Origin of the sequence: Microbacterium sp. dk485 (assembly GCF_004570445.1) — a bacterium.
In the GTDB taxonomy this organism is placed as follows: Bacteria; Actinomycetota; Actinomycetes; order Actinomycetales; family Microbacteriaceae; genus Microbacterium; species Microbacterium wangchenii.
On the sequence record NZ_SPQW01000003.1, the window covers coordinates 24,427 to 45,793 of the forward strand.

Consider the following 21,367-nt stretch of genomic DNA (forward strand, 5'->3'; position numbering starts at 1 on the left):
CAATCCCGTGGTTCGAAGATACGAACGGCCCCCGACATCCGGAGGCGTCGAGGTTCAGGCGGCCAGGGCCAGGTAGGGCTCCCAGCGCGGATCGGCGCGATCGGTGCCGCGCACCGTCCACTGCATCCCCCGCGGCGGGCCGGGGATCATGCGCAGCTCCCACGACATCTCCTGCGGCGTGCGGTCGCCCTTGAGGTTGTTGCAGCGCAGGCAGCAGGCCACGAGGTTCTCCCACGAGTCCGCGCCGCCGCGCGAGCGGGGCAGGATGTGGTCGATCGTGGACGCCGCCTTGCCGCAGTAGCCGCACCGGTGCGCGTCGCGACGCAGGACGCCCCGGCGCGTCACCGGCACCCGTCGCGCGCCCGGCACGCGCACGTACCGGGTGAGCAGGATGACGGCGGGACGGTCGTAGCTGTTCATCGCCCCCCAGACCGGATCACCCTCGACCCGTTCGATGACGGTGGCCTTGTCGTTCATGACGAGCACCAGCGCCCGCTTGAACGACACGACCGCGAGCGGCTCGTAGCCCGCATTGAGCACCAGTGTGCGCATTCCGCTTCCTCTCGAATGGCCGGGACGGATTCTCGGATATTCGACGTGCGACGGATCAAGGGGTGCGAGGGCATGAAAAAGGCGCTGTCTTCACAGACAGCGCCACGATGTCACGGCGGGGCCGCGGCATCCGATTCCATGATGCCGAAGGACGAGCAGGCCGAGCGCATCCGTGGTGCGGATGCGAGGTGTGCTGCCCATCGGCGACCTCCGCTTTCTCTCAGCGTCGCTGACAGGGTAACCCACGGGGCGGAAGGCGGGATCGGCTGCGGGCAAACGCGCTGCGGCGTGTCGGGCGGCGGTGATCCACCCAGGAGCGTCAGCTCGCGTTGACCTGCAGCCAGCCGTACGGATCGACGACGGAGCCGTTGACGTGCACCTCGAAGTGCAGGTGGCACGCGGTGGAGCTGCCGGTCGAGCCGACCACTCCGATGAGCTGACCGGGGGCGACCGTCTGGCCCGACTGCACGACACGGCTGCCGTAGGTCATGTGGCCGTACAGGGTGCTCACGCGCTGGCCGTTGATGACGTGGTCGATCGTGACCGCCACGCCGTAACCGCCGAAGCTCTCCTGGGACACGCGCACGACACCGCCGGCGGCGGCGAACAGCGGCGTGCCGCATCCGGCCAGCAGGTCGACGCCCTGGTGGTAGCCGGAGTCGCCCAGCCCGCGGCCGAGCCGGTAACCCGACAGCGGCCAGCGCACTTCGCCCGAACCGGGCGCGGTCATGGACAGGTCGACCGACGAGAGCGTCGTCACCGGAGTCGCGGCGGCGCGGGCGCGGGCACGCTCTGCGGCGGCTTCGGCGGCCTTCTTCTTCTCGATCTCCTCGGCCGTGGTCGCCGCGTACGAGCTGCGCTCGAGCTGCATTCCCGACACGTCGGATGCGACCACGAGCGTCTGGGCGTCATCGGCGGACATCTGCTGGAGGGTCTGAGGCTCCTCCTCCGGCTGCCACGCCGCGTAGGCGGGGAGCGCGACGGTGGCGATCAGGCCGGCAACCATGGTCAGGATGGCGGCGCTGCGCAGCGGGGTGGTCTTGCCCGATCGCACCCGCGCCGGCGCGGAAGGTCGCTCGACGGCGCGCGGTGCGCGCGCGACGGGGCGCGTCTTCTCACGGGGTGATGTGCGCGCTCGGGTTCGGCGCGTCATGTCGGTGATGTTCTGCTCGGGTGCAGATTCCACCGGCTCGGTCTCTTCAGCCAATAGTTCCTCCGGCGCCTCCGCGCCGTCAGGCACTGGTTCGTCGGCACTCGATGTCTGGGCACGATATGCGGGTTCAGCCCTCCGCAGACGACGAACCGATGAGGCAGCCTGCGCGGGGTCCGACGGTGGGCTTCTCACCTGTGGACGGGGTCGAGGCTACCGGAAGGTAACGAATAAGTCACGTTCAGGGGAACCCTGTGGAAAACCTCTCGGCAGATCCGGATGTGGGAACTCAGCGCCGGTCGTCGACGAGGAAGATGTGGGATGCCACTTCGACGGGCAGCTCGAGTGCCTCCTCGCTGCCCTCCATCTGCACCAGGACGTACCCCTCGCTGAAGCGGTAGTCCCCGCGCGCGCCGGGCATGACACCGGCCGCCTTGAGCTGCTGGAGCAGCTCCGGATCGACCTGGGCGGGCTCGGCGAGCCGGCGCACGGTGCCCTCGATGGGCTCCCCCGCCTCGGTGAGTCGGCGCACCAGCCCCACGACCCCCTGCTCGAACGTGTTCGCGGGGACGTCGCCGAGCTGATCGAGCCCCGGGATGGGGTTGCCGTACGGCGACTCGGTGGGGTGGCCGAGCAGCTCGACCAGACGTCGTTCCACCTGCTCGCTCATGACATGCTCCCACCGGCATGCCTCTTCATGTACGTATGCCCAGTCGAGGCCGATCACGTCACTGAGGAGACGCTCTGCCAGGCGGTGCTTGCGCATGACGTCGACCGCCTTCTGGCGCCCGGCGGCGGTGAGCTCGAGGCGGCGGTCATCCGAGACGACGACGAGTCCGTCGCGCTCCATGCGTCCCACCGTCTGCGACACCGTGGGGCCGGAGTGACCCAGGCGTTCGGAGATCCGTGCCCGCAGCGGGACGATGTTCTCCTCCTCGAGTTCGAGGATCGTGCGCAGGTACATCTCCGTCGTGTCGATGAGATCGGTCATGGGGGTGTCCTCGGCGCTCGGGTGGAGCATCCAGCCTATCCAACGCGGCGGACGGCGGCCCCGGGCGGACGAGGCGGCATCGGCGACCGCCCTACAATCGAGCCATGCCGCACGTGGACCTGCCTCGCGACCTGCTGCCCGCCGACGGACGCTTCGGATGTGGGCCGTCCAAGATCCGCGGAGCGCAGTTGGAGGCGCTGGTCACCCGCGGCGCCACCCTGCTGGGAACCTCTCACCGCCAGGCGGCCGTGAAGGGCCTGGTCGGCAGCGTGCGCGCCCGCCTGGCCGAGCTGTTCCGCCTTGCCGACGGCTACGAGGTCATCGTCGGAAACGGCGGGTCCACCGCGTTCTGGGATGCCGCGGCCTTCGGACTGGTCGAGCAGCGCGCTCAGAACCTCGTCTTCGGGGAGTTCGGCGGCAAGTTCGCCGCGGCCGCGAAGGCGCCGTGGCTGCAGGCCCCCGACGTACGCAGGGCGGAGCCGGGCACGCGCACGGTCGCCGAGCCGGTCGAAGGCGTGGACGTCTACGCGTGGCCGCACAACGAGACCTCCACCGGCGTGGCGGCCCCCGTCGTGCGGGTCGCCGGCGACGCCGGTGCGCTCACGGTGATCGACGGGACGAGCGCCGCCGGCGGCATCGACCTGGAGATCGGCGAGGCCGACGTCTACTACTTCGCCCCGCAGAAGAACCTCGGCTCCGACGGCGGCCTGTGGTTCGCCGTCGTCTCCCCCGCCGCCATCGAGCGCATCGAGCGGATCGCCGCATCCGGCCGGTACATCCCCGAGTTCCTGAGCCTGAAGAACGCGCTGGACAACTCCCGCCTGCAGCAGACGCTCAACACCCCCGCGCTCGCGACGCTCCTGCTCCTGGACGACCAGCTCGGATGGATCCTCGACAACGGCGGACTGGCATGGGCCGGCGCCCGCACGCGCGAGTCGTCGCAGCTGCTGTACGACTGGGCCGAGGCATCCGCCGCGGCGACCCCCTTCGTCGCCGATCCCGCCGACCGCTCGCCGGTCGTGGTGACGGTGGACTTCGATGAGCGGGTGGATGCGGCGGCCGTGGCCGCGAGCCTGCGATCCAACGGAATCGTCGACACCGAGCCGTACCGCAAGCTCGGCCGCAATCAGCTGCGCATCGCGACGTTCGTCTCGATCGACCCCGACGACATCCGCCAGCTGATCCGCTGCATCGACTACACGATCGAACGGCTCTGACACGCACCCGCCCCTGGCGCGGGCGGGCGGACTGAGGCGCCGCTCAGGCGGCGCTCAGTCCTCGTCGTCCGAGTCGTCGTCGTCGTCCGAGTCGTCGTCCTCGTCCGAGTCGTCGTCCTCGTCCGAGTCGTCGTCGTCGTCGTCGTCCGAGTCGTCGTCCTCGTCCGAGTCGTCGTCCTCGTCCGAGTCGTCGTCGTCGTCGTCGTCCGAGTCGTCGTCCTCGTCCGAGTCGTCGTCGTCCGAGTCGTCGTCGTCGGAGTCGTCGTCCTCGTCGGATGCGGCGGGGTCCAGCTCGTCGATGTCGACGCCGTCCAGGTCGCCCGCGTGCAGGATCGGCGACCCGTCGTCATCCAGCTCGTCGTCGTCGAGATCGTCACCGAGAACCTCGTCGATCTCGTCGTCGTCGAGCTCGTCGGAGTCGTCCCGCTCGTCGAGGTCGGACTCGCCCGACTCGGCCGAGGCGCGCGCAGTGGCCTGATACTCGGCAAGGCGCACCGCCCACGGCACCCATTCCGGCGCGACGAGCGCGTCGTCACCGGGGAGCAGCTCCACCTCGAGCACCGTCGGCTCCGCGTCCTCGACACGGGCGACACTCACGGTCCAGAACCATCCCGGGTAGCCGGCGAGGCGGTTGGCGAAGCGCAGCGAGATGACGCCGTCGCCCTCATCGAGATAGCCCACCGGCTCGCCGATCGACGCCTCGGAGGTCACCTCCAGCAGGGCGGCGCGGGCGAGGTCGGATGCGCCGAGGAGGCGCTCGTCGACCGGCTCAGGCATCGAGGTCATCGGCGACCTTGCGCAGCACGGCGGCGACCTTCTTGCCGTGCGAACCGCTGGGGTAGCGTCCGCGACGGAGATCGGAGCCGATGTCGTCGAGGAGCTTGACGAGATCCTCCACGATCACCGCCATGTCGTCGGCGGGCTTCCGGGCGCGCTTGGCCACGCTGGGGGGCGCCTGGAGGACGCGGACCGACAGCGCCTGCAGGCCTCGTTTGCCTTCAGCGACCCCGAACTCCAGCCGTGTTCCGGCCTTGGGTGCGGGGGCGCCGGCGGGGAGGGCAGTCGCGTGCAGGAAGACGTCCTGGCCGTCATCGCCCGTGATGAAGCCGAAACCCTTCTCTTCGTCGTAGAACCTGACCTTGCCGGTGGGCATCGAGAACCTCGCTGAGACGGGGGTCCGCGCGGGCGCGCGGACGTGGGGTGGATCGCGACCGGTGCGTCGCCGCCTCCCAGACTACGGCACCGGCGCGAACCGCTAGGCTGGTGCGGATGAGCACGCGCCCGCACAGCGACGACCTTCCCGTCCGTCGCATCGACCGCGTCCTGGCGTTCATGTCGCTGGGACTGCTGGTGCTGTCGATCGCGTGCTTCGTGGCGATCATGATCGGGTCCGCCTCCGGCGCCGATTTCGGCTCGGGGATATGGCCGACGGTCGGCGTGACGGTCTACATCGCCCCGATCCTCGCGTTCGTGATGCTGATGACGGTCCTGGTCATGAGTTTCGTGCGAAGGGCCCGAGCCAACCGGGATCATTGATCGTGCCGCCGACATCCGACCAACGCGCACTGGCCACTGCTCTGGCCGCGATGGACGATGCGGCCCTCTCGGAACTGCTGGCCGTGCGGCACGCACCGCCGACCGCGCCGTGGCGTGATCTGTACGACGTGGCCGCCGCGCTGCTCGAACCCACCTCGATCGCACGAGGCCTCACGGCCCTGTCGTTCTTCCCCGCGCGGGCGCTGACGCGCGCGATCACGGAGGGGACAATGGTGCTCGCCGGCGACCGGGCCGAGCTGGTGGCCTCGGCACTCGTCGACGCCGAGGGGCACCCGTACGCAGCGGTGGCGGTGTCCGTGCGCGACCGCGAGGCACCTGTCGAACGCGCGGGACGGGCGGATCGCTCCACGACGGCGGAAGAGGACGCCGCTGCCGCCGAGCGCGCGTTCACCTCCGCCGCATCCCTCGCCGACCTCCTCCTGCGCGCACTGACCGCACCGCTCACGCGCATCGGCAACGGCGCCCTCGGGGCGGGCGACCGCCGCGAGCTCGTCGAATCCGGTGCCGTCCCCGACGGCGACACCGCCGATCTCCTCGTGGGGTTCGCCGCCGCCACGGGCCTGCTGCATCCCGAGGAGAAGGCCTGGCTGGTCACCCCGGCCGGCCGTTCGTGGGTGGGCAGTCCGACGCTGGAACGGTGGATGATCGCCGCCGAACGGCTCCGAGACGCCCTCCCGTCCGGGCTGCGCACCCCCGAGGGGGGATGGATCCCCGCCGCCCTGTGGGCGGACGCCTATCCGTTCGACACCGCGTGGCCCAGCCACGCCGGCGTGTGGCGTGCGCGCGCGGTGGCGTGGGGGCTGCTGAGCCCGGCCGGGGGCGAGCCGCCCTGGGCGGCGCCGCTGGCGGCCGGAGCCGCCGCCGACGGTGCGGCGCTGGGCGCCTTCCTGCCGCCCGAGGTGGACCGCGTGTACCTGCAGAACGACCTCACCGCGATCGCACCCGGTCCGCTGGCCCCGCACCTGGACGTGCGGCTGCGCAGCATGGCGGTGCGCGAATCGCATGCCCAGGCCTCGAGCTACCGGTTCAGCGCCGACACGATCGCCGCGGCGATCACCGCCGGCGAGACGGCCGATTCGCTCAGATCCTTCCTCAGCGAACTGTCGCTGACCGGCGTGCCTCAGCCGCTGGAGTACGTCCTGTCCCGCACCGCCGACCGCCACGGCCTGCTGCGGGTGGGGCGCGACCCGATCGCGGGGCGCACACGCGTGACCAGCGACGATCCCGCCGCGCTGGAGACGGTGGCCGTCGATCAGGCGCTGCGCGCCCTCGGGCTCATCCGGCACGGCGGCGCCCTCGTGTCCCGTGTGAGCGAGGACACCGTCTTCTGGGCGCTCGCCGACGCACGCTACCCCGTCGTGGCCGTCGACGAGGCCGGGATGCCGCGGCGCCTGGATCGCGCGCGGCTGGCGCCCGAGCCCACGGCTCCCGCCGCCGTGCAGCGGTACGCCGATCTCCTGGCTCGCGTGCGTGCCGGCAGCGAATCCGAAGACGCGGATGCGGCGTGGCTGGAGCGCGAACTGGACTCCGCCGTCCGCGCCCGCTCCGTCGTCGACGTCGTCGTGCGTCTCCCTGACGGCTCCAGCCGCACGTTCCGCCTGGAGGCGACGGGACTGGGTGGCGGGCGCCTGCGCGGACGCGACCGCGGCGCCGACGTGGAGCGCACGCTGCCGCTGTCCAGCATCGCGAGCGTCCACCCCGTCACATGACCCACCCCGCACCCCCGACAGTGCATCGCCTCAGCGAAAGTGCACCGGATCCGGTGCGGATTCGGCGAGTCGATGCACTCTCGGCGACGGCGGGCGCGACCGCCGGGGCGCGTTGCGACGGTAAGATGGACGGTTATGGTTGACGGCCCCCTGATCGTGCAGAGCGACCGCACGGTGCTCCTGGAAGTGGCGCATCCCGATGCGGAGAGCGCGCGCCACGAGCTCGCGGTGTTCGCGGAGCTGGAGCGCGCCCCCGAGCACATCCACACGTACCGCATCACCCGCCTGGGGCTGTGGAACGCCCGCGCGGCCGGGCACGACGCCGAGGACATGCTCGTCACCCTCGACCGCTGGTCGCGGTTCCCCGTGCCCGCGTCGGTGTCGCTGGACATCCGCGAGACCGTCGGCCGGTACGGCCGCCTCGTCATCGAGCGCGATGAGGAGGGCGCCCTCGTCCTTCGCTCCACCGACCCGGCCGTGCTCACCGAGGTCGCCCGGAACAAGCGCATCTCGCCGCTGCTGATCGGCCACCCCGCCCCCGACGTCTACGTCATCGACGCATGGGCCCGCGGCCACATCAAGCAGGAGCTGCTGAAGATCGGCTGGCCCGCCGAAGACCTCGCCGGCTACACGCCGGGAACGCCGCATCCGATCGATCTGGACGAGTCCAGCTGGCACCTGCGTCCGTACCAGCGCCAGGCCGTCGACGCGTTCTCCGAGGGCGGTTCCGGCGTGGTCGTGCTCCCCTGCGGCGCCGGTAAGACGCTCGTGGGCGCCGGGGCGATGGCCGACACCAAGACCACGACGCTCATCCTCGTGACCAACACCGTCAGCGCGCGGCAGTGGCGCGACGAGCTGCTGCGCCGCACGTCGCTGACCCCCGAGGAGATCGGGGAGTACTCCGGGCAGGTCAAGGAGGTCAAGCCGGTCACGATCGCGACCTACCAGATCCTCACCGCCAAGCGCGGCGGGCAGTACGCGCACCTGGCGCTGCTGGATGCGCTGGACTGGGGCCTCATCGTCTACGACGAGGTGCACCTCCTCCCCGCTCCCGTGTTCAAGCTCACCGCCGATCTGCAGGCCCGCCGCCGCCTGGGGCTCACGGCGACGCTCGTGCGCGAGGACGGCCGCGAGGGCGACGTGTTCAGCCTCATCGGCCCGAAGCGGTTCGACGCGCCGTGGAAGGAGATCGAGGCCCAGGGCTTCATCTCCCCCGCCGTCTGCTACGAGGTGCGCGTGGACCTGCCCGCCGGCGACCGGCTCGAGTACGCCGCCGCCGCGGACGAGGAGCGCTACCGGCTGGCGGCGACCGCCCCGGCGAAGATCGAGGTGGTGCGCGGACTCGTGCGCCGGCACGCCGGCGAGCGGATCCTCGTCATCGGGCAGTACCTCGACCAGATCGAGGTGCTGGCGCAGTCGCTGGATGCTCCGCAGATCACCGGGGCCACCCCGATCCCCGAGCGCGAAGAGCTGTTCCAGGCGTTCCGCGAGGGCGCGATCTCGCTGCTGGTGGTGTCGAAGGTCGCCAACTTCTCCGTCGACCTGCCGGAGGCCTCCGTCGCCATCCAGGTCTCGGGGTCGTTCGGCTCGCGGCAGGAGGAGGCCCAGCGGCTGGGGCGGCTCCTGCGTCCGAAGCAGTCGGGCAACACCGCGAGCTTCTACACGCTCATCTCCCGCGACACCGTCGACCAGGACTTCGCGCAGAACCGGCAGCGCTTCCTCGCCGAGCAGGGCTACGCCTACACGATCCTGGATGCCGACGACCTGCTGACCGCTGCCGCCTGACCGGCGCCGGGGCCCGCGCTAGGCCGGCGGGGGCGTGAGCCACGCGTAGCCGTGCGGGGGCAGGCGCAGCGCGGTGACCGTCTCGCCCGTGAGCACGTCGGTGCCGGCGAGGGAGGGCAGCTCCACGACCTCGTCGCTCACGTTGATCGCCGCGACGATCTCGTGCACCGTCCCGGCGGCGCGGCGCACGACGAAGGCGCGCTCGTCGAGCGCCTCGACGGTCTGATCCGCGAACGGCGAGAAGCCCGGCTGCGTGCGCCGCACCGACAGCAGGTGCCGGAGGCCGGCGAGCATGCGCGCACGGCGCGGGATCTCGGCCAGTTCGGCCGCGAGCAGGTCGGCGTCGAGGACCTGCCGGTTGATCCGGCGGGCGATCCCGCTGTGCTGCATGCCCTGCTCGTCCTGACCGGAGCCGAAGAGGGAGTGGTAGTACACCGCGGGCACGCCCACCACCGACAGCAGGATGGCGTGGGCGGCCAGCCCCCGCACGACCGCGGAGGCGTCGGGGTCGGGGTCGGCGGGATCCACGAGCGCGTCGAGGAAGTTCGTGTTGAGCTCGTACACGCCCTCGGTGCCGTCGGGGCGTCGCGCCATCGACACGCGGCCGCCGCGGGCACGCGTGCGCTCGACGAGCAGGTCGCGGTCGGCGTCGGAGAGGAGGCCCACGGTGGGGCGCAGCCCGATCCCGTCATGGCTGGCGAGGAAGTTGAACCACGTCGCCGCCGGGCCCACCGGGCCGATGCCGCTCGCCCACCGGGTCAAGGCGCCTGCCCGGCCGGTGACGAAGGCGTGCAGGACGAGCGGCGGGAGGGCGAACTGGTACACCATGTGCGCCTCGTCCGAGCCGTCGCCGAAGTACGTGATGTTGTCGGCGTGCGGCACGTTGGTCTCGGTAAGCAGGCGCGTGCCCGGGGCCACCGCATCCACGATCGCCCGCCATATGCGGATGACGGCATGCGTCTGCGGCAGGTGGATGCACGAGGTGCCCGACTCCTTCCACAGGTAGCCGATGGCGTCCAGGCGCACCGTGGTGGCGCCCCGCGACACGTATCCCAGCAGGACATCGGTGAGATCCAGCAGCACGGCCGGGGTGCGCGGATCGACGTCGACCTGGTCGTCGCCGAACGTCGTCCACGCGCGCACCTGTGTGCCGTCGGGGCGCTCGTAGGTGTGCAGCAGCGGTGTCGTGCGCGGGCGCACCACGTGCGACACGTCGAAGTCCGGCCCCGGCTCGAGGAAGTAGCCGGCGTAACGCGGGTCACGGTCAAGCCACCGGCGGAACCACGTGCTCGAACTGGACACGTGGTTGGCGACGAAGTCCAGGGCGAGCGCGTAGTCCTGACGCAGCTGCGCGATGTCGTCCCACGTCCCCAGGGACGGATCGACCTGGCGGTGATCGGTGACGCCGAACCCGTCGTCGGAGGTCCAGGGGTAGATGGGCAGCAGGTGCACATCGGTCACGACATCGCCCACGTGCGCGCGCAGGATACCGGCGAGCGTCTGCAACGGCACCTCGCCCTCGCGGTGGAACGAGCCGCCGTACGTGATGAGGTAGGCGGTGCCCTCGTCCCACCGGGCGGGGCCTGTCGTCGCGAGGGGCTCCGCCCACCGCGCCGCGAGGCGGACGAGATCGTCGAGCACGGCGGTGGCATGCCCGGGGTACAGCATCGCCACCAGCGGCGCGATGCGCTCGCGCAGGCGATCCAGCTCAGGCATCCGCGGGTCCTTCCAGCAGATCCCGCACCAGCTGCAGTCCGCGTCCGTCCAGTTCCGCGATGCGGTCGGAGAACCCCCGGATCCCCGGGGCGGCCTGGACGACGGCGGCCCATTCCTCGCGCAGCGCGAAGCCGGGGCGGGCCACGAGGCAGTCCGGGTCGGTCGTCCACAGGCGCCCGTCCTGCCACGTCCGCGCCTCGAGCGACATGCGGCCGCGGAGGCCCTGTGATCCGTCCTCGCCGCCCTCGTGGAACGTGTCCGACGCGATGCGCATCGCGTCGAGGAGCCCGACGCTCGGCAGCAGCGGCGCTCCGCACCCCAGCAGGTACGCGTCCTCGCCGAGCACCTCCCGCACCAGCTGCAGCCCCGCCCGGTATGCCGCGAGAGGCGTCGCGTCGGGGTCGTACCGCGCGCCGGGAACCGCGCCGGCGTAGAGGAAATCGAGCTTGACGTAGCCGACTCCCCACTCGCGCACGCGCGTGAACACCTCGGTGAGGTACCCGCGCACACCGGGGTGGGTGAGGTCGAGCCCGACGAGATCGTCGCCCCAGTTGTACCCTGCTTCGCCGACGAGCCACTCCGGATGCTGCCGCGCGACCGCCGAGGCCGCGCCGACGACGAACGGGGCCAGCCACAGGCCCGGCCGCCGTCCAGCGTCGCGGATCCGGGCGACCGCATCCGCCACCGAGCCGAAGCGCTCGTTCTCCGCGGTCCACTCCCCCGTGCCGCGGCTCCAGCCGTCGTCGATCTGCACGACGTCGACGGGAAGGTCGCGCGCACGCAGGTCGTGGAGGTTCTCCTGCACGTCGGCGGCGGTGACGTCCTCGAAGTACCGGTACCAGCTGCACCACACGCGCGGGGGCTCCCCGCCCGCGCGCGCGCCGGCAGCTCGGCCCATCCGGTCACCGAAGGCGCGGAGCGCCTCATCTCCGGGATCGGCGCCGGGTGCCGCCGAGGTCGTCCAGGATGTGACCGCGCCGCTGGCCGACACCGTCACCCGCCCGTCCCGCCACCGCGCGCGGATGGAGGGGACCTCCGTCGAGGCATCGGTGACGCCGTACGTGCGCACAGGCGAGCCGTCGCCGGGATCCACCACGAGCAGTCCCTCGCCCTGCACCGCGTCGTCGGCGAGCGCGACACCCGGCCGGAAGCGCATGAGGTGCTGCCACCGCTCCTGCGGGCGATGGATCTCCTCGCCCGCGCGGTACCACGTGGTCGGGCTCCAGCTCTGCCATCCCTCCCCATAGACGCGCGCATCAGGTCCGACGGCGACCTCGTCGACGTCGATCACCGGCCCCTCCCGCCTCGCACGGCCGAACGGGTCAGTTCGAGGCCGGCCGGTCGCTCCGGCGTGCCCCCGTTCGCCGCCGATGCTGCAGCGGCCATCCCCAGCCGCGCCGACACGAGCACGTGGGCGGCGGAGTTCTCCGGCTCCCGGTCTTCGGCCACGGCGGTGAGCAGCTCGCCCATGGCCCCGGCGAACCCGTCGGGAAACCACTCACCCTCCGCATCGATCGACACGCGCTCGCCGTCGCGCTCGATCTCGACGGAGTCGCTGCCGCGCAGCACGCTGCCGCGGATCGTGCCCGCGGTGCCGTGGATCCAGAACGGACACCCGCCCGAATCCGTCCGCACATCGCCGACGACGCGGATGGCTGCCGTCGCCCCGGAGGAGACGGCGATGTGGATGCTGGCCTGCCACGGGTTCGCAGCATCCGCCGGCTGCCCCGGCACGCGCGAGTCGTGGGCGGCGACCGACACGACGCGGGAGCCCTCCAGCCAGCAGCGCGAGATGTCGATCCAGTGCGCGAGGTAGTCGTTCACGAGCATGTGCGGCACGTCGTCGAACGGGGTGCCCGCCAGCGGCGGCAGTGGCTTGTCGTGCAGGTGGGTGACGCCGACGACATCCCCGATCTCGCCGGCGCGCGCGAGCAGCGTCGCCACGCGCCACGGCGGCGCCCAGCGGGCGTTCATGTTCGCGGCCACGCGGATGCCGCGGGCCGCGGCGAGCGCGAGCACCTCCGCGAGCCGGTCGGCCTCGTGGGGCTCGAGGACGAGGGGCTTCTGGGCGAGGACGTGCTTGCCGGCCGCCACGGCCGCGGCGATGAGGTCCACGCGTCCGTGCGGGCCGGTGGCGATGTCGACGACGGCGACGGCGGGGTCGGCCAGGAGGTCTTCCACCCGATCGCGCACGGTGGCGATGCCGAACTGCCCGGCCAGGGCCCGCGCCGACGACGGCGTGCGCGACGCGATCGCGACCACCGGGATCCCCCAGCGCGCGTAGGCGGGGAGGTGGGCGCTGCGCGCGATGGCGCCCGCGCCGATCAGACCGACCCCGGGCGGATCAGGCGGCACGTGCGGGCGGGAGTCGGGGATCACGTCGCCCGCTCCGGGGCGGCCTCGAATCGGAGGATCGCCTGCAGGATGCCGGGATCGCCCCGGTCCAGGCGCTCGAACACCGTCGCCACCTCGGCCGCCGCCACGACGTCGGTCACGAGGGCCGCGGCATCCACGCGTCCGGACAGGATCAGGTGCATGACGGTGCGGACGAGACGCGCCTGGTCCCAGCGGCCGCCGAGCCCGACGGGGACGCCCGCGATCTGGCTGGCCACGAGGCGGACGCGGTTGTGGTGGAACTCCTCCCCCAGACGCAGATGCTCCGCACCGCCCTGGTAGAAGCCCGCCGCCGCCACGAGGCCGTCGGCGACGACGGATCGCACCGCCTCGTGCAGGGCGCGGTCCGAGCCGGAGAGCTCGATGGCGCTGTCCGCGCCGCCCGCCATGCGCTCGCGGACGACCGCCCCGGCGCCGCGCGGGTCGCGCGCGTCGACCACCACGGCGGCACCGAAGCGCTCGGCCATCGCCAGACGCGCGGGCTGCGTGTCGGCGGCGAGCACGGACCCTCCGGCCAGGGTCGCCAGTCGCGTCGCGAGCAGCCCGATCACCCCCTGGCCGAAGATCGCGACGGTCTCACCCAGCCGCACGTCGGCGGCGAGCACCGCGTTCAATGCGATCGCGCCCACGCGGGCGAACGTGCCGAGGATCGCGTCGGCGCCGGGCGGCAGCACCCGTCCGGCGACAGCGGGGGCGGGCAGGACGGCATCGCTGCGGTGCCCCCAGATGCCGTGGACCACGTCGCCGACGACCACGCCGTCCACACCGTCGGCGACCTCCACCACCTCACCCACTTCCGAGTAGCCCCAGCCCTGCACCGGGTAGGCGAAGCCCGGCTCCCCCGGGACGAAGATGCGCCGCGCCGGATCCCACATCGAGGTGAGGTACGGGTTGGTGCCGCGGTAGGCGGTCAGCTCGGTGCCGGCGGAGATGCCGGAATACCACGTCGCCACCCGCACTCCGCCGGGCACAAGTGGCGCGGGGGCGATCTCGACGAGTTCGACCCTGCCGGGGCCGGCGAATTGGACGATCTGGGGCACGGAGCTGCGCCTTCCTTCCGGGCGGTGGGGCCGTCAGCCCTTTTCCGCCCCTGCCGTGAGCCCGCCCACGAGGAGGCGCTCCGAGGCGAAGAACAGGATGATGATCGGCAGGGTGAGGATGACGGACCCGGCCATCAGCACGGTCGTGGGCACCTCGATGCTCCCCGACAGCTGCGACAGACCGAGGGAGACCGTCCACGACTCCCGCCGTTCGACGAGGAACAGCAGCGCGAAGAGGAACTCGTTCCACGCGATCATGAAGATGAACAATCCGTTGGAGACGATGGCCGGCATCGCCAGCGGGATGCTGATCTTCCGCATCGTCTGCAGCCGGGTGCACCCGTCGATCGCCGCGGCCTCCTCGAGGGAGACGGGGATCGTGGCGAAGTAGTTGCGCAGCGTGTAGATCGACACGGCGACGACCTGCGAGACGTACACGATGAGCAGGCCCACGAGAGACCCACGCAGTCCGATCTGCGTGAACACCACGAACAACGGCACGGCCAGCAGGATGCTGGGGAAGAAGTACACCGCCAGGAACAGCGCCGACACCTGCCGGTGGCCGAAGAAGCGCAGCCGGCTGACCGCGTAGGAGCCGGGAATCGCCACGAGCAGCGACAGCACCACCGTCCCGAGGGCGACCAGGAGCGAATTGCGCATGAACTCGATGAACCCCTGACCGCCGTCCGAGACCGGGGCGAGGATGTCGAGGTACGTGGACAGGTCGAGCTCGTCGAGCGAGATCCACAGTGCGCCCGGCTCCTGCAGCAGGGAATCGAGGGTGCGGAAGCTCAGCAGCACCATGTAGTAGAAGGGGAACACCGCCACGATCAGCAGCAGGACGATCACGACCGGCCGCACAATCCGCAGGACTGTGTTCTCGATCCGGTCGCGGCCCACTCCGCGACGTGCGTTTCCCGTGCGCGGCGCCGACTCCAGCAGAGACGTGGTCATGCCTGCTCCTCCCGCCGGCCGAATAGCCGCAGGTACACCGTCACCAGCACCGCCAGGATGAGCGCGAGGATCAGCGCCTGGGCCGCGGCGGAGCCGATGTCGCCGCGAGCGGTGAGGTAGTCGAAGACGCGCACCGACACCACCTGCGTGCCGGCGCCGCCACCGGTGAGGAGGTAGATGTCGTCGAAGTTGTTGAACGTCCAGATGAACCGCAGCACCGTCAGCACGGCGATGGTGGGGAGCAGCTGCGGCAGCAGGATGTGCCGGAAACGCTGCGTCGGCGTGGCGCCGTCGATGAGTGCTGCCTCATCCAGCACTCCCGGGACGGCCTGCAGTCGTGCCGTCAGGAAGAGGAAGGCGAAGGGGAACGACCGCCACGCCTCGAAGAGGATGACGGTGATCAGCGCGATCGGCAGGTCGATCTGCAGGCCGAAGAAGGGCACCGGCAAGGACCGCTGCGACAGGAACGCTACCGGATCCTCCCAGCCCAGCACCGTGCGGCCGAACCAGTTGACCAGTCCGAACTGGGGGTTCAGCAGCGTCGACCACACGAACGTGGCGGCCACCACGGGCGCCACGTAGGGAAGCAGGAGCGCGGCGCGGATGAGCCCCCGGCCGCGGAAGGGCTTGCGCAGGGCGAGGGCGGCGACGAGCCCGACGCCGATCGCCAGGGCCGTGCCGCCGACGGCGTACACCAGCGTCGTCCACAGCGCCCCGAGGAACCCGGGCGACGTGAGGACGTTGACGAAGTTGTCGAGGGTGTACTGACCGAAGAACCCGGTACCGCGGATGTTGATGAGCCGCACCCGCTGGAACGCGAGGGCGACAGCCCACAGGATCGGCAGCACGACCGCGACGCCGACGATGATGACAGTCGGGGAGATGAGCAGGAGCCCTGCCCGGTTCTCATCCCGCCCCTGACGCGAGCGCCGCGCGCGCACCGTCCCGCGGGGTGCGGCCGGGCCCGAGGCGGGGGCCGGGCCGCTCAGGCCCGTCCCGCCGGCCAGCTGGGTCACTGGAGCGACTCCGCGATGGAGCGCACCGCCTCCGCGGCCTGCTCGGCGGCGGTGGCCGGGTCGGCGCCCTGGGACACCTCGTTGACGGCAGTGGCGACGGGGAGCTCCCCCTGCAGCGCACCGAGGAGGTCGCCCTGACCCTGCGTGATGCCCCAGCGGGCGAGGTCCTCGGGGCCGGCGGCGACGGCCTCGAGCACGTCCGCAGTGTAGAAGTCCGACAGCGGGGCCTTGGTGTCCACACCCGCCGGCAGGGTCGCCCACGCATCCGAGAACACGGTGGGCTCTTCCGGGGTGCCGGTGCGCACCGGCACCTTGCCCTCGGGGGCGATGGCGATCCAGTCCTCGTATCCGTCGCTCATCATGTACTCGATGAACGACTGAGCATCCTCGGTGTTGGCCCCGGCCGTGACGGTCCACGAGGTGATTTCGCCGAACTGTGCGGGGGTGTCCGAATCCGGGCCGGCGATGGAGGTCACGACCCCCGTGTTGGCGGCGAGGAAGGACGGGTCGGCCGCGCACTCCGGGCACGAGGGCTTGGCGTCCTCCCGCAGGCCCGCCAGCTCGTCGAGCACGAAGCTCGACCAGATGAACATGGCGGCGTCGCCGGCGAAGTAGGTGGCGCGGGTGGTGTCCACGTCCTGCGCACCGGGCACGGAGTAGTCGCTGGTCAGCTCGCCGTAGAAGGCGAACGCGTCCACGCACGGGCCCGAGTCCAGCTCGACCTCGCCGTCCTCCGAGACCAGCTCGCACCCGTTGCCCAGCCCGATCTGCTCGAACGTCTGCTCAGTGAAGGCGTCGCCGGGGGCCGTTGCCCCCACGAAGCCCGCCAGGTCGGGGCTGTCCAGCGTGCTCGCGGCCTCAAGGATCGCGTCGTACGAGTCCGGCGCATCCAGCCCCGCCGCCTCGAACAGGTCGGTGCGGTAGAACAGCATCTGCGTCCACGACTCGCTGGGAACGGCCAGAAGGTCATCGCCGTCGGAGACGAGTTCCAGCGCACGCTCGGAGAAGGTGGCCGAGTCCAGGTCGTCGATGACGGCTCCCACCGCGTCCGGATCGACCAGTTCGTTCGAGGAGAGCGTGCGCACCTGCGGAAGGGAGATGCCGCCGATGACATCCGGCAGGTCGCCTGCGGCCGCGGCGGAGGTGATCAATTGGCTGAACTGGTCCTCGGCCACCGACACGAGCTCCACCTCGACGCCGGACTCCTCCGTGTACGCATCGACGATCGCCTGCGTGGCAGCGACCCGGTCGGGCAGGTCCTCCTGCAGCCAGAACGTCAATCCATCCCCGCCGCCTCCCCCGCCGCCATCGTCGCCGGAACTGGTGCAGCCGGAGAGCACGAGCGCCGCCGCCCCCATCACCGCAAAGCCCACTGCCGTTGCACGTCGAGCCATGATGCGCCTCCTCGCGCCATCGAACGGGATGCCGGCCTGCCGACATATGCCTAGAAGCTAGACATTATTGGCGTAGCTGTCAAGCATATGATCGAGAGGTCGAACGAGGGGGTCACGATGTCCGGTCCGGGCGATGTGCTGGAACTGATCCGCACGGGGCGCGCGCTCACGCGGGGCGACGTCCTGGAGATCACGGGCCTGTCGCGGATGACGGTGTCCACCCGCATCGACGCCCTGCTGGAGGCCGGGCTCATCGTGGAGAACGGCACCGAGCGTCCCGCCTCGGGCCGTCCCTCGCGGCTGCTGGAGTTCAACTCCGCGCGGGCCACCGTGCTCACCGCCGCGGTCGACACGACCCACACCATGGTCGCCCTGACCGATCTGGCCGGACGTCTTCTCGCCGAGGAGCGCATCGAGGTCGCCGTCGCCGACGGCCCGGACCGGACCCTCGACGAGATCGCCGCCACGGCGCGCCGGGTCCTGATCGCAGCGGAGACCCCGCTGGAGCGCGTCGCGGCGATCGGCATCAGCATCCCCGGGCCCGTCGACCCCGACACCGGGCGCCCCAGCCAGCCGCCCATCATGCCGGGGTGGGACGCGTATCCGATCCCCGATCACCTGCGCGATGCCCTGGGCGTCCCCGTCCTCGTCGCCAACGACGCCGATGCCGCCGCCCTCGGCGAGCAGCGCGCCGCACATGCCGATTCACGCGCGCTGTGCTTCATCAAAGTCTCCTCCGGCATCGGCGCGGGCATCGTCATCGGGGGGCGGGTCTACCAGGGCACCGACGGCGGCGCCGGAGACATCGGCCACGTCAAGCTCGCCGGGCACGACGACGAGGTGTGCCAGTGCGGGGCGCACGGCTGCCTGGCGGCCGTGGCCTCCGGACGCGCCGTGGCGCGGGCCCTCTCGGCGATCGGCAAGAACGCCGAGTCCGGCTCCGAAGTCGGGGCGTACCTCGCGGCGGGCGACCCGGATGCGGCTGCCCTCACCCGGGCGGCGGGCCGCGTGATCGGCGAGGTCGTGGCCACCCTGGTGTCGGTGCTGAACCCGGGAGAGGTCGTGCTGGGCGGGATGCTCGCATCCGCCCCTCTCCTGGCCGGCGTGCGCGAGACGCTGTACCCCCGCTCCCTGCCGCGCGCGACGCGCCACCTCACGGTCAGCCAGTCCACGCTGGGAGAGCATGCCGGGATCGTCGGCTTGGCCACCCTCGTGGTGGAGCGGGAGTACTCCGCCGTCGCCGTCAACGCCGCCCTCAGCAGCTGAGAGCGACCCGCGATCAGGCCGGATTTCCCGGATTCCGGGCCCTGTACGGGCCCATTTCCCGCTTTCGCGCAGGGCATCCAGGCGCGCGAAGGGTTTGGTCACGATAATGAGGGCATGACCGCACCGCGCATCCTCGTCGTGGACGACGAACCGAACATCCGGGATCTGCTCGTCACGAGCCTCCGATTCGCCGGATTCCAGGTCCGCGCCGTCTCCAACGGCGCGCAGACCATCTCCGCCGTCCTCGAGGAGGAGCCCGATCTCATCGTGCTGGATGTGATGCTGCCCGATATGAACGGGTTCAGCGTCACCAAGCGCCTGCGGGGCGCCGGCTACACGGCACCGATCCTCTTCCTCACCGCCAAGGACGAGACCGAAGACAAGATCACCGGGCTCAACGCCGGCGGCGACGACTATGTCACCAAGCCCTTCAGCCTGGACGAGATCGTCGCGCGCATCCAGGCGATCCTGCGCCGCACGATGCAGACCGACGAGGAGTCGATCATCCGCGCGGGCGAGCTCACGATGGATCAGGACACCCACGACGTCACGGTCGGGGACGTCTCGATCGACCTGAGCCCCACGGAGTTCAAACTGCTGCGCTACCTCATGCTCAACCCGAACCGGGTGCTGTCCAAGGCGCAGATCCTCGATCACGTGTGGGAGTACGACTTCAACGGCGACGCAGGCATCGTGGAGAGCTACATCTCCTACCTCCGCCGCAAGATCGATCCGCACTCCTCCGAGCCGCTCATCCAGACCAAGCGCGGCTTCGGCTACATGCTCAAGGCCGGCAAGACCGCCTGAGCGGCCCGACGGAAGAAGACCTCCTGGCTCACCACAACGACGCCGTCACCGGATGGTGGCGTGGGCTCAGCCTGCGCGCCAAGGTGACCGGCGTGACCGTGGGCCTGCTCGCGATCGGGCTGGTCTCGGCCGGATTCGGAACGATGGCCTTCCTCCGCACCACCCTCACGGCGTCGCTGGACGACTCGCTGCGGCAACTGGCGTCCTCGGATGCCGCGCTGTCGGTCCTGGACGTGCAGAACTCCGGCGGCACCCTGCGCTTCACCGAGGACGAGGAAGCGGCCCCGACCGACATCTTCGTGGCGATCTACGATCCGACAGGCCAGTTCCTCATCGCGGCCGGCGGTGACGGCACGACCGCTCCGCCGGAATTCCCCTCGACCTACACGCTTCAGAAGACGCAGTTGCAGGGCCTCACTCCCTTCGCGCTGCCGAGCACCGGCAGCGGACCGCCGTTTCACGCGGCCGTCGACGTGCTGGCCGTCGACGGCGTCAGCGCGCTGTACACGCAGATGGTCGCCGTGTCCCTGGGACCCACCGAACGGGTCGTGGCCGCCTACGTCGGCATCTACAGCATCCTCGCCCTCCTCATCCTCATCGCCAGCGCCCTCCTGACGCGGTGGCTCGTGACCCTGACCTTCCGCGGCCTCGGTCAGGTGGAGGCCACCGCGATGTCGATCGCGGGAGGGGACTTCAGCCAGCGGATGTCGGACGTGGTCCCCGGCACCGAGGTCGGGCGACTGAAGACCGCCATCAACACGATGCTGGACCGGGTGGATGCGGCGATCCGCCAGCGCGACGCGACCGTCGGGCAGATGCGCCGGTTCATCGGCGACGCCAGCCATGAGCTGCGCACCCCCCTGGTGACGGTGCGCGGGTACGCCGAGCTGTACCGCATGGGAGCCATCCGCGGCGACGAGGAGGTCGCGCAGTCGATGGAGCGCATCGAGAAGGAGGCGATCCGCATGGGGGTGCTCGTGGAGGACCTCCTCGCGCTGGCGCGCCTGGACGAGCAGCGGGGCGTGGTCATCCAGCCGGTGGATCTGCGCCCCATCGCCCGCGACGCCGCGCTCGATCTGCGGGCGGCGTCGCCGCAGCGCGAAGTGACCGTCGAGGACACCTCCGCGTACGGAGGGCCGCGTGTGACGATGTCGATCACGGTCGACCCGCCCGCCGAGACGCCCGAAGACGACACCTCCGGCGAGCCGCGCCGGCGCACGACTTCTGCGACCTCCGCCATCGCGCTGGCGGGGGCGACGCTGTCGCGTCTGCGTCGCCGGCCCCGCGGCGCCGGTGACGCCGACGAGGCGGCGGACGCGCCGGCAGCTCCGGCGACCGCGCCGGTGCGCACGGTTCCCGTCGAACCCGTCGTGCTCGGAGATGAGAACCGCATCCGCCAAGTCGTGGCCAATCTGCTGGGCAACGCGCGCCGGTTCACCGGCGAGGACTCCCCCATCGAACTGCGCGTGGGGGTCTCCGCGGCCGACGAGACCGGGTGGATCGAGGTCATCGACCACGGCGAAGGCATCCCGGAGCAGATCCGCGACCAGATCTTCCAGCGGTTCTGGCGCGCCGACACCTCGCGGGCGCGGGAGACCGGCGGCTCCGGGCTCGGCCTGTCGATCGTCGCCTCGATCGTCCAGGCGCTGCATGGCACCGTGTCGGTGCGCGACACCCCCGGCGGCGGGGCGACGTTCCGCGTCGCACTGCCGCTGGCACCGCCATCCGCCGACGAGGTCTCCGACACGCGTCCGCTGCCGCGCCAGCGCTGAGTCTCCTCCACAGGGAGCCCGACCGAGGGCGGTGTGCACGAGCACGC

General features: G+C 71.3%; 19 protein-coding genes. 7 read left to right on the top strand and 12 right to left on the bottom strand.

Features of this window, described 5'->3' with window-relative positions; all coding sequences use genetic code 11:
* Positions 1-54: 54 nt before the first annotated feature.
* From E4V99_RS17245 to E4V99_RS17255, 3 genes are all read right to left on the bottom strand, one after another.
* Positions 55-552: an HNH endonuclease gene (locus tag E4V99_RS17245; protein WP_135068078.1), complete on the bottom strand. Its 498-nt coding sequence runs from the start codon at positions 550-552 to the stop codon at positions 55-57.
* Positions 553-871: 319 nt separating this feature from the next.
* Positions 872-1,705 carry a M23 family metallopeptidase gene (locus E4V99_RS17250; RefSeq protein ID WP_135068079.1) on the bottom strand — a complete coding sequence of 278 codons (834 nt, stop codon included), beginning with the start codon at positions 1,703-1,705 and terminating at the stop codon, positions 872-874.
* A gap of 286 nt (positions 1,706-1,991) precedes the next feature.
* Positions 1,992-2,693 carry a metal-dependent transcriptional regulator gene (locus tag E4V99_RS17255; protein WP_135068081.1) on the bottom strand — a complete coding sequence of 234 codons (702 nt, stop codon included), beginning with the start codon at positions 2,691-2,693 and terminating at the stop codon, positions 1,992-1,994.
* Between the two features lie 104 nt (positions 2,694-2,797).
* Here E4V99_RS17255 and serC point away from each other — a divergent pair, with 104 nt between their 5' ends.
* The gene (serC, locus tag E4V99_RS17260) at positions 2,798-3,910 is read left to right on the top strand and encodes a phosphoserine transaminase (RefSeq protein WP_135118021.1); all 1,113 of its coding nucleotides are present in this window, start codon (positions 2,798-2,800) and stop codon (positions 3,908-3,910) included.
* A gap of 54 nt (positions 3,911-3,964) precedes the next feature.
* Here the strand turns inward: serC and E4V99_RS17265 are convergent, their stop codons facing one another.
* Positions 3,965-4,696, bottom strand: coding sequence for a DUF3027 domain-containing protein (locus E4V99_RS17265; RefSeq protein WP_135118022.1), 732 nt, complete (start codon positions 4,694-4,696; stop codon positions 3,965-3,967).
* On the bottom strand, positions 4,680-5,063 hold the full coding sequence (locus E4V99_RS17270) for a cold shock domain-containing protein (RefSeq protein WP_135068087.1): 384 nt from the start codon (positions 5,061-5,063) through the stop codon (positions 4,680-4,682). The genes E4V99_RS17265 and E4V99_RS17270 overlap by 17 nt, the downstream gene beginning before the upstream one ends.
* A 116-nt stretch (positions 5,064-5,179) precedes the next feature.
* Here E4V99_RS17270 and E4V99_RS17275 point away from each other — a divergent pair, with 116 nt between their 5' ends.
* The 3 genes from E4V99_RS17275 (at position 5,180) to E4V99_RS17285 (ending at position 8,961) form a co-directional block, all read left to right on the top strand.
* Positions 5,180-5,446 carry a multidrug ABC transporter ATPase gene (locus tag E4V99_RS17275; RefSeq protein ID WP_135118023.1) on the top strand — a complete coding sequence of 89 codons (267 nt, stop codon included), beginning with the start codon at positions 5,180-5,182 and terminating at the stop codon, positions 5,444-5,446.
* Between the two features lie 2 nt (positions 5,447-5,448).
* On the top strand, positions 5,449-7,176 hold the full coding sequence (locus E4V99_RS17280) for a helicase-associated domain-containing protein (RefSeq protein ID WP_245233235.1): 1,728 nt from the start codon (positions 5,449-5,451) through the stop codon (positions 7,174-7,176).
* A gap of 135 nt (positions 7,177-7,311) precedes the next feature.
* Positions 7,312-8,961, top strand: coding sequence for a DNA repair helicase XPB (locus E4V99_RS17285; protein WP_135118025.1), 1,650 nt, complete (start codon positions 7,312-7,314; stop codon positions 8,959-8,961).
* 18 nt (positions 8,962-8,979) lie between these two features.
* Here the strand turns inward: E4V99_RS17285 and E4V99_RS17290 are convergent, their stop codons facing one another.
* Genes E4V99_RS17290 through E4V99_RS17320 form a run of 7 tightly spaced genes read right to left on the bottom strand, consistent with a single transcriptional unit; the run spans position 8,980 to position 17,475 of the window.
* A complete protein-coding gene (locus E4V99_RS17290) occupies positions 8,980-10,677 on the bottom strand; it encodes an alpha-amylase family glycosyl hydrolase (protein ID WP_135118026.1) in 1,698 nt (565 codons plus the stop codon).
* Positions 10,670-11,968, bottom strand: a complete 1,299-nt coding sequence (locus E4V99_RS17295; protein ID WP_135118027.1) for a glycoside hydrolase family 36 protein — start codon at positions 11,966-11,968, stop codon at positions 10,670-10,672. The genes E4V99_RS17290 and E4V99_RS17295 overlap by 8 nt, the downstream gene beginning before the upstream one ends.
* Entirely contained in the window at positions 11,965-13,056 is a 1,092-nt protein-coding gene (locus E4V99_RS17300; RefSeq protein ID WP_167758148.1) for a Gfo/Idh/MocA family oxidoreductase, read from the bottom strand. Before E4V99_RS17300 ends, E4V99_RS17295 begins: the two co-directional genes overlap by 4 nt.
* Positions 13,053-14,111, bottom strand: coding sequence for a zinc-binding alcohol dehydrogenase (locus E4V99_RS17305; protein WP_135118029.1), 1,059 nt, complete (start codon positions 14,109-14,111; stop codon positions 13,053-13,055). The genes E4V99_RS17300 and E4V99_RS17305 overlap by 4 nt, the downstream gene beginning before the upstream one ends.
* Positions 14,112-14,144: 33 nt before the next feature.
* Positions 14,145-15,065: a carbohydrate ABC transporter permease gene (locus tag E4V99_RS17310; protein ID WP_135068103.1), complete on the bottom strand. Its 921-nt coding sequence runs from the start codon at positions 15,063-15,065 to the stop codon at positions 14,145-14,147.
* Complete coding sequence (locus E4V99_RS17315; protein WP_240742695.1) at positions 15,062-16,081, bottom strand: sugar ABC transporter permease; 1,020 nt, start codon at positions 16,079-16,081, stop codon at positions 15,062-15,064. Before E4V99_RS17315 ends, E4V99_RS17310 begins: the two co-directional genes overlap by 4 nt.
* A complete protein-coding gene (locus E4V99_RS17320; RefSeq protein ID WP_135118030.1) occupies positions 16,078-17,475 on the bottom strand; it encodes an extracellular solute-binding protein in 1,398 nt (465 codons plus the stop codon). Before E4V99_RS17320 ends, E4V99_RS17315 begins: the two co-directional genes overlap by 4 nt.
* A 117-nt stretch (positions 17,476-17,592) precedes the next feature.
* Here E4V99_RS17320 and E4V99_RS17325 point away from each other — a divergent pair, with 117 nt between their 5' ends.
* The 3 genes from E4V99_RS17325 to E4V99_RS17335 all read left to right on the top strand — a co-directional run bounded on the left by E4V99_RS17325 (position 17,593) and on the right by E4V99_RS17335 (position 21,320).
* Positions 17,593-18,741 carry an ROK family transcriptional regulator gene (locus E4V99_RS17325; RefSeq protein WP_135118031.1) on the top strand — a complete coding sequence of 383 codons (1,149 nt, stop codon included), beginning with the start codon at positions 17,593-17,595 and terminating at the stop codon, positions 18,739-18,741.
* A gap of 114 nt (positions 18,742-18,855) precedes the next feature.
* A complete protein-coding gene (locus E4V99_RS17330) occupies positions 18,856-19,548 on the top strand; it encodes a response regulator transcription factor (RefSeq protein WP_135068109.1) in 693 nt (230 codons plus the stop codon).
* A 143-nt stretch (positions 19,549-19,691) separates the two neighbouring features.
* Complete coding sequence (locus tag E4V99_RS17335) at positions 19,692-21,320, top strand: HAMP domain-containing sensor histidine kinase (protein ID WP_245233247.1); 1,629 nt, start codon at positions 19,692-19,694, stop codon at positions 21,318-21,320.
* Positions 21,321-21,367: the final 47 nt, after the last annotated feature.